The organism is Methylobacterium sp. WL19 (assembly GCF_008040005.1).
Classification (GTDB): domain Bacteria; phylum Pseudomonadota; class Alphaproteobacteria; order Rhizobiales; family Beijerinckiaceae; genus Methylobacterium; species Methylobacterium bullatum.
Map to the genome: position 1 here is coordinate 21239 of NZ_VRVC01000068.1, position 6148 is coordinate 27386.

Genomic DNA, 6148 nt, shown 5'->3' on the forward strand with positions numbered 1-6148 from the left:
CGTCGGAGGCGGGAGACGGGAAGCATGGCGCGCAAGGCAGCGGTAAAGACGGCCCCCAAGCCGAGCGCGGTCGCGGCGGAAAAGCCGAAGCGTGTCACGCGCAAGACCACGCCGTCGCCCGAGACCTTGGCGCCGCTGGGGCTCGACCGATTGATCGGCCTCGTCCTCGACGAGACCGCGCGTAATCCCGCCTTCAAAAAGCTCGTCACCGCCGCGATCGCCGGATTGCAGGGGCCCGATGCCGTCGCCGCCCTCGTCGACCGGCGGCTCACCGCCCTGGAGCGGGCCCATGGGTTTATCGACTGGCAGAAGCGGCGCAGCTTCGCGGCGGATCTCGACGCCACGGTCTCCACTATCGTCTCAGAACTGGCACCCCTCGACGTGGACGCCGCCCTCAACCGGTTGGTCCGTTTCATCGGCGGGGCACAGGGCGTGCTCGAGCGCGTCGATGATTCGAGTGGTCAGGTGGTGGGCGTCTACGAACGGGCGACGCATGCCGCCGCCGATCTGGCGCTTCAGCTCCCCTCGGCGGACGCCGCCCAACTGGCGGTGAAACTGGTGCCGCTCCTCGAGACGGACGGGTTCGGCATCCTCGATGCCCTGCTGCTCACGGTGGTGGATGGGCTGCCCGAAACCGCATTGGATCCGGTCGATGCGGCCCTCGCCGCGGCGACGCCGCCGGAACCGAAGGCATCGGGCAAACCGGCGGTTCGATCGGCCGCCTTCAGCACGCAGGGCTGGGACCGGAAGATGCAGCGCATGCGTCTTCTGCGGATGCGCCAGGCCCTGGCCGACCGGCGCGGCGACGTCGAGGCTTTCATCGCCCTGGAACAGGCGATCTCCCCCGCCCATCCGGACATCTTGGCCGTGGCCGAGCGTCTGCTGTCGGCAAACCGCGCCGCCGAGGCGCTCGACTGGATCGGACGCCCACAGAAGCGCGGAATCGTCGTCGTCACCCGCGAGCAGATGCTGACGGGAAGCTTCGACCCGGACGCGCCTCAGCGTGAGCGGGCTTCCCTCGAAATCCGCATCCTCGACGCTCTCGGCCACAAAGAGGAGGCGCAGGCAAAGCGCTGGGCGTGTTTCGAAGCCCGTCTCGACCGCGAGATGCTGCGCGACTACGTCGCCAAGCTTCCCGACTTCGAGGACGAAGAGGCGCTGGAGCGCGCCTTCGACCATGCGGCCTCTCACGCCGACCCCTACCGCGCCCTGCATTTCCTCGTGCACTGGCCCAAGCTCGATCGCGCCGCGCGCCTCGTCATCGACAAGGCGGCGACATGGGACGGCAACCGCTATGAGATCCTCGCTCCCGCCGCGGAGGCTCTGGAAGAGGCGAGCCCGAAGGCGGCGAGCCTTCTCTACCGCTGCATGATCGACGACATGCTGAGCAAGGGCCGGTCCAGCGCCTACGGTTACGGCGCCCGCCACCTCCTGACCCTCGACGCCCTGGCGCAGCGGCTCGAACCGGGCGACCTGACGCCTGACCACGCCGCCTATCGGGACGCCCTGCGCAAGGTGCACGGACGGAAATCGGCCTTCTGGGAGAAGGTGAAGGGCTGATTTTGCGTGTGACGGAGCTCAGCTTACCTCTATGGCGTCCACCCTGTCCGGATAGAAGGCGAGATGATCCCGGATCTCGGCGACGGCGGGAAACGGAGCCTCGTAGCTCCAGACCGCGTCGGCCCGAACCGTATTGCCGACCGTCAGCGTGTAGTAGCTGGCCTCGCCCTTGTAGGGGCAGTGGCTCCTGCGTGCCGAGGGGGTGAAATGCTCCCAGCGGGCATCGGCGCGGGGCAGGTAATAGACCGGCCCGTAAGCCGCCTCGCGGAGAACGAGGGCGGCACCGGATTCCGCGATCACGGTGCCGGCGAGGATGACGCGGACGCGCCGGGGGCTCGTCTCGATGGTGATGGGGTGGTCCGGGCCTGGCTCTCTCATGGTCGTCTCCTCAGGGATCGCTGGTCATGCCGGGCGTGATCTTGCCGGGCGTGATCTTGCCGGGCGTGATCTCGGGAACGCCGAGGGCGTCGGCGAGACGGGACTTGGCGCTGCCGGGCTTGAGCGGCTTCTGCTGGCTCTCGTGCGGCGCCCAGCCGGAGAGCCACAGGATCTCGAACGTCGCCCTCAGACGCCCGTCGGGATCGGCGAACCGCTCGGCATAGATCGCGGCCATCCGCATGAGGGTATCGCGGCGCAGGGGCGTGCGGCGGCGCTCGGTCAGCACGTTGGTGAGGCCCATGGCGCGCAGGTCGCGCATCAGGGCGAAGGGATCGGCGTAGCGCACGGTGATCGTGTCGACATCCGTCACCGGCAGGGCGAAGCCGGCGCGCTGGAGCAGGCTGCCCATCTCGCGCACCTCGGCGAAGGGCGCCACGCGCGGGCTGATCCCCCCCTCGATCTCGACCTCGGCCTGTCCGAAGGCCTGGCGCAGTTCGGTAAGGGTGCGGCCACCCAGGAGACAGCCGATGAACAGCCCGTCGGGTTTGAGCACCCGGCGCAACTGCGCGAGCGCCCCCGGCAGGTCGTTGACGTGCTGCAGGGCCAGCAGCGACACGGCGAGGTCGAAGCGCGAGGCCGCCAGCGGCAGTGCCTCCGGATCGCCGACGGCAAGGCCGAGACCATCGCCGGCCTCGGCCAGAGGGGCCACGCGGGTGACAGCGTCGACGCGGCCGGAGCGCAGGAGGCCTCGGGCGGGGGCGGCACTCGGCGTCCCGAGGTCGAGGGCCTCCGGAAACGCCCGCAGGACCGCGGAGAGCCTGTCGTCGAGATCGTCGGCGAGGCGTGAAAGCAGGAAATCCGCATAGCCCACGCGCGTGGCTCGAGCGAGCCGCCGGCGTGCGAGACCCGTGTCGAAGAGGGGCGGAGGAATCGTCATCTCGACCTGATAGCTGGCGCGGAAACGTGATCCTGCCAGCGGGGAACGGGCGTGAACGGCGGAATGTTGGAGCATCATAACGGAAACCGGAGACCGGACCCATGATTCGACTTCTGACGGGAATCGCCTTGTCCACCCTCGCTGCCTTCTCGCTGAGTGGGGCCGCCGAGGCCAAGGGCTGCATCAAGGGCGCCCTCGTGGGCGGGATCGCCGGCCATATGGCCGGACACGGCAAGATGGGAGCTGCGGCCGGATGCGCCATCGGCCACCACAGGGCCAACAAGAAGGACAAGCAGCAGAACCAGGGCCAGCAGCCCGCCGCGCAGTAAGGCGCCGCTTTCCGGACGTCGTTTCGCCGGGACAATCCTGCGAAAGAGGTTTTGCCTGCGCCAGGTCTTCCCTGTGCAAGCTCTTCGCGAAGCGGCGAACCGGGTCTAATCAAGGGGCATGGTGTCCGCCGCCCAGCTTCTTCGGCGAGGCGTCCGTTCGATCTCGGCGGGCGCCCTCGGCCTGATCTACCCGCCGACCTGCGCCGGCTGCGGCGCCGCCACCGCGGATCCGCATGCTCTGTGCCCCCGCTGCTGGTCGAGCCTGCGCCTCATCGAGCAGCCCTATTGCCAGCGCCTCGGCACGCCGTTTCCCGTCGATCTGGGGATCGGCCCCCTGTTGTCCCCGCGCGCCATCGCCGATCCTCCCGTCTTCGGACGGGCGAGAGCCGTCGCGCTCTACGACGATGTGGCGCGTGATCTCGTCCACCGCCTGAAATACGAGGACCGGCTCGACCTCGCCGCCCCCATGGCGCGGATGATGGCATCGGCAGGTGCCGAACTGCTGCGGGAGGCCGATTGCCTCATTCCCGTGCCGCTGCACTGGACCCGGCTGTGGCGCCGTCGTTTCAATCAGGCCGCCCTCCTCGGCCGTGGCATCGGCCGCATCGCTTCCCTGCCCTGTGAGACCTCGCTTCTCGCCCGGGTGAAGGCGACGCGCTCGCAGGTCGGGCTCAGCCGTGCGGCGCGGGCGACGAATCTCCAGGGCGCGTTCCGGGTCCCCGCATCGGCGAAGCCCAGGCTCCAGGGGCGAAGAATCCTGCTCATCGACGATGTCACCACCACCGGCTCCACCGCCAATGCCGCCTCGCGGGTGCTCTTGCGGGGAGGAGCGGCTTCGGTGGACGTCCTCACCTTCGCCCTGGTCGCCGCCGAGGCAGGCTGAGCCAACAAACCGACCTCCGCCCTTGACAGCCGGGCTCCGCCACGGCCTCCCAACGTCCATGACAGGATCGACGTCACGAGACATCGCGGTGATCGGCGGCGGCCCGGCGGGGCTCGCTGCCGCCGAAATGCTGGCGGGAGCCGGCCATCGCGTCACGCTCTACGAGCGGATGCCCTCGGTGGGGCGCAAGTTCCTCATCGCCGGGCGGGGCGGCCTCAACCTCACCCATAGCGAGCCGCTGGCATCGTTCCACCAGCGCTACCACCCGGCCCAGCCGCCCCTCGCCGGAGCGATCGACGCCTTCTCCCCGCAGGCTCTACGGGACTGGTGCGAGGGGCTCGGCCAGCCGACCTTCATCGGCTCCAGCGGGCGGGTCTTTCCGAAGAGCTTCAAGGCCTCCCCGCTCCTGCGGGCCTGGCTGGGGCGGCTCGACACTATCGGCGTCCGCATCCTCACCCGTCATCGCTTCCTCGGTTGGGAGGCGGATGGAAGCCTGGCTTTCGAGACCCAGGACGGGCGCCTCACGGTGGCCCCCCAGGCGACCCTGATGGCCCTTGGCGGCGCGAGTTGGCCACGGCTCGGCTCGGACGGGACCTGGGTCCCGCTTCTCACCGGGGCCGGGATAAAGGTTTCGCCCCTCAAACCCGCCAATGTCGGCTTCAGCGTGCCGTGGTCGGACGTGTTCCGCGAACGCTTCGCCGGGACGCCCCTGAAGCGTGTCGCGCTCAGTCTCGGCGACGAGACCGTGCGCGGCGAAGCCATGGTCACCGCGGACGGGATCGAGGGCGGGGCGGTCTATGCCCTGTCGCGCCTCATCCGCGATGAGATCGAAGCCGAGGGTGAGGCCCGTCTCGTCCTCGATCTGCGGCCGGACCTGACCGAGGATTCGCTGATGCGACGCCTCGCGACGTACAAGCCGGGGGCGTCGCTCGCCACGCGCCTGCGCAAGGATGCGGGGCTCGATCCCGTGGCGGCGAGTTTGCTGCGCGAGGCGGCCGGCCGCGCCCTTCCATCCTCGGCGGGCGAACTCGCCGCCTTGATCAAGGCGGCTCACTTGCGCCTGCTCGCTCCCCGTCCGATCGAGCGGGCGATCTCCACGGCGGGGGGCGTCGCCTTCGAGGCCATCGATTCCCGCTTCATGCTGAAGGCGCGGCCCGGCGCGTTCGTCGCCGGCGAGATGCTGGATTGGGAAGCCCCCACCGGCGGCTACCTGTTGCAGGGCGCCTTTTCCAGCGCCCGTGCGGCGGCCGCCGGGATGATGGACTGGCTCGATGAGGCCGGCCCGGACCTATAGACGCGAGCAGAAGCCGACCATGCCCTTGGCGTCGGACGGACAGGACGCGCTGGCGCCGCCATTGGCGAAGGACGGACTTCCTGAGGACAGGCAATAGGCCGAGACGAAGGCCTCGCCGCTGTCACAGCTCAACTCGCAGCCACCGGACGAGCAATTCTCGTTGCGGACGGGACGCAGGGTGGAGTTGGCGGCGCTGGCGGTGAGGCCCGCCGCTCCCGGTTCGCCCTGAGGACCGGCAGGCCCCCTGGGACCCGTTTCCCCCTTGGGACCAACGTCGCCTTTGGGGCCGACCGGCCCCTGCGGGCCTGTCTCCCCCTTGAGTCCCACGTCGCCCTTCGGTCCCGCCTCCCCTTTCGGCCCGGCCTCGCCTGCGGGCCCCGCCACACCCGGCGCACCGGCAAGCCCTGCCATGCCCTGGAGACCGGGCTCTCCCTGCGGGCCGGCATCGCCCTTGGGGCCGGGTTCGCCGGCCGGCGCGCAATTGGCCACCACGGCCTCCCTCTCGTCCTCGCCGGCCTTCAGCGCCGCGACGCAGGTGGCGGGCCGATAGGGCAGACGGAACAGGAATCGGCCGCGCGAATCGGCCATCACCGAGATGTCCTCGTCGAGGATGACGACGGTGCCGGCCTTGCGCACGCTGCCGGAGATCCGCAGATCCCCCGCCTCGATCCGCGCATCGTAGACCTGGATCGGCTGCGTCGGCGCCACGACCCGCTTGGGCCTGGCCGCCCTGGGCCTTGGGGCCGCGGCGGCATCCGTCGCAGGGG

The 6148-nt window shown here is 70.0% G+C and carries 7 protein-coding genes; 4 read left to right on the plus strand and 3 right to left on the minus strand.

Annotated elements, in window-relative coordinates; all coding sequences use genetic code 11:
- The first annotated feature begins 24 nt into the window (after positions 1–24).
- Complete coding sequence (locus FV220_RS14560) at positions 25–1560, plus strand: DUF6880 family protein (RefSeq protein WP_147832182.1); 1536 nt, start codon at positions 25–27, stop codon at positions 1558–1560.
- Between the two features lie 18 nt (positions 1561–1578).
- Here FV220_RS14560 and FV220_RS14565 read toward each other — a convergent pair whose 3' ends face one another.
- Both FV220_RS14565 and FV220_RS14570 read right to left on the minus strand, forming a co-directional pair.
- Positions 1579–1938: a DUF427 domain-containing protein gene (locus FV220_RS14565; protein ID WP_056142801.1), complete on the minus strand. Its 360-nt coding sequence runs from the start codon at positions 1936–1938 to the stop codon at positions 1579–1581.
- A gap of 10 nt (positions 1939–1948) precedes the next feature.
- Positions 1949–2875, minus strand: a complete 927-nt coding sequence (locus FV220_RS14570; protein WP_147832184.1) for a methyltransferase domain-containing protein — start codon at positions 2873–2875, stop codon at positions 1949–1951.
- Between the two features lie 101 nt (positions 2876–2976).
- On the opposite strand from FV220_RS14570, the gene FV220_RS14575 reads away from it, so the two are divergent.
- The 3 genes from FV220_RS14575 to FV220_RS14585 all read left to right on the plus strand — a co-directional run bounded on the left by FV220_RS14575 (position 2977) and on the right by FV220_RS14585 (position 5381).
- Positions 2977–3204: a hypothetical protein gene (locus tag FV220_RS14575; protein ID WP_147832186.1), complete on the plus strand. Its 228-nt coding sequence runs from the start codon at positions 2977–2979 to the stop codon at positions 3202–3204.
- Between the two features lie 118 nt (positions 3205–3322).
- Positions 3323–4087 (plus strand): ComF family protein, encoded by a 765-nt coding sequence (locus tag FV220_RS14580; protein ID WP_147832188.1) that lies wholly within the window; start codon positions 3323–3325, stop codon positions 4085–4087.
- Positions 4088–4145: 58 nt separating this feature from the next.
- The gene (locus FV220_RS14585; protein WP_147832190.1) at positions 4146–5381 is read left to right on the plus strand and encodes a TIGR03862 family flavoprotein; all 1236 of its coding nucleotides are present in this window, start codon (positions 4146–4148) and stop codon (positions 5379–5381) included.
- On the opposite strand, the gene FV220_RS14590 is transcribed toward FV220_RS14585, so the two are convergent.
- On the minus strand, positions 5376–6148 hold a 773-nt coding region (locus FV220_RS14590; RefSeq protein WP_246689469.1), incomplete at its 5' end, for a collagen-like protein. The genes FV220_RS14585 and FV220_RS14590 overlap by 6 nt on opposite strands.

What these genes read in the sequence shown, in the direction of transcription:
- FV220_RS14560 (WP_147832182.1), top strand. Translation starts at nt 25, where the DNA reads ATGGCGCGCAAGGCAGCGGTAAAGACGGCCCCCAAGCCGAGCGCGGTC.
- FV220_RS14565 (WP_056142801.1), bottom strand. Translation starts at nt 1,938, where the DNA reads ATGAGAGAGCCAGGCCCGGACCACCCCATCACCATCGAGACGAGCCCC.
- FV220_RS14570 (WP_147832184.1), bottom strand. Translation starts at nt 2,875, where the DNA reads ATGACGATTCCTCCGCCCCTCTTCGACACGGGTCTCGCACGCCGGCGG.
- FV220_RS14575 (WP_147832186.1), top strand. Translation starts at nt 2,977, where the DNA reads ATGATTCGACTTCTGACGGGAATCGCCTTGTCCACCCTCGCTGCCTTC.
- FV220_RS14580 (WP_147832188.1), top strand. Translation starts at nt 3,323, where the DNA reads ATGGTGTCCGCCGCCCAGCTTCTTCGGCGAGGCGTCCGTTCGATCTCG.
- FV220_RS14585 (WP_147832190.1), top strand. Translation starts at nt 4,146, where the DNA reads ATGACAGGATCGACGTCACGAGACATCGCGGTGATCGGCGGCGGCCCG.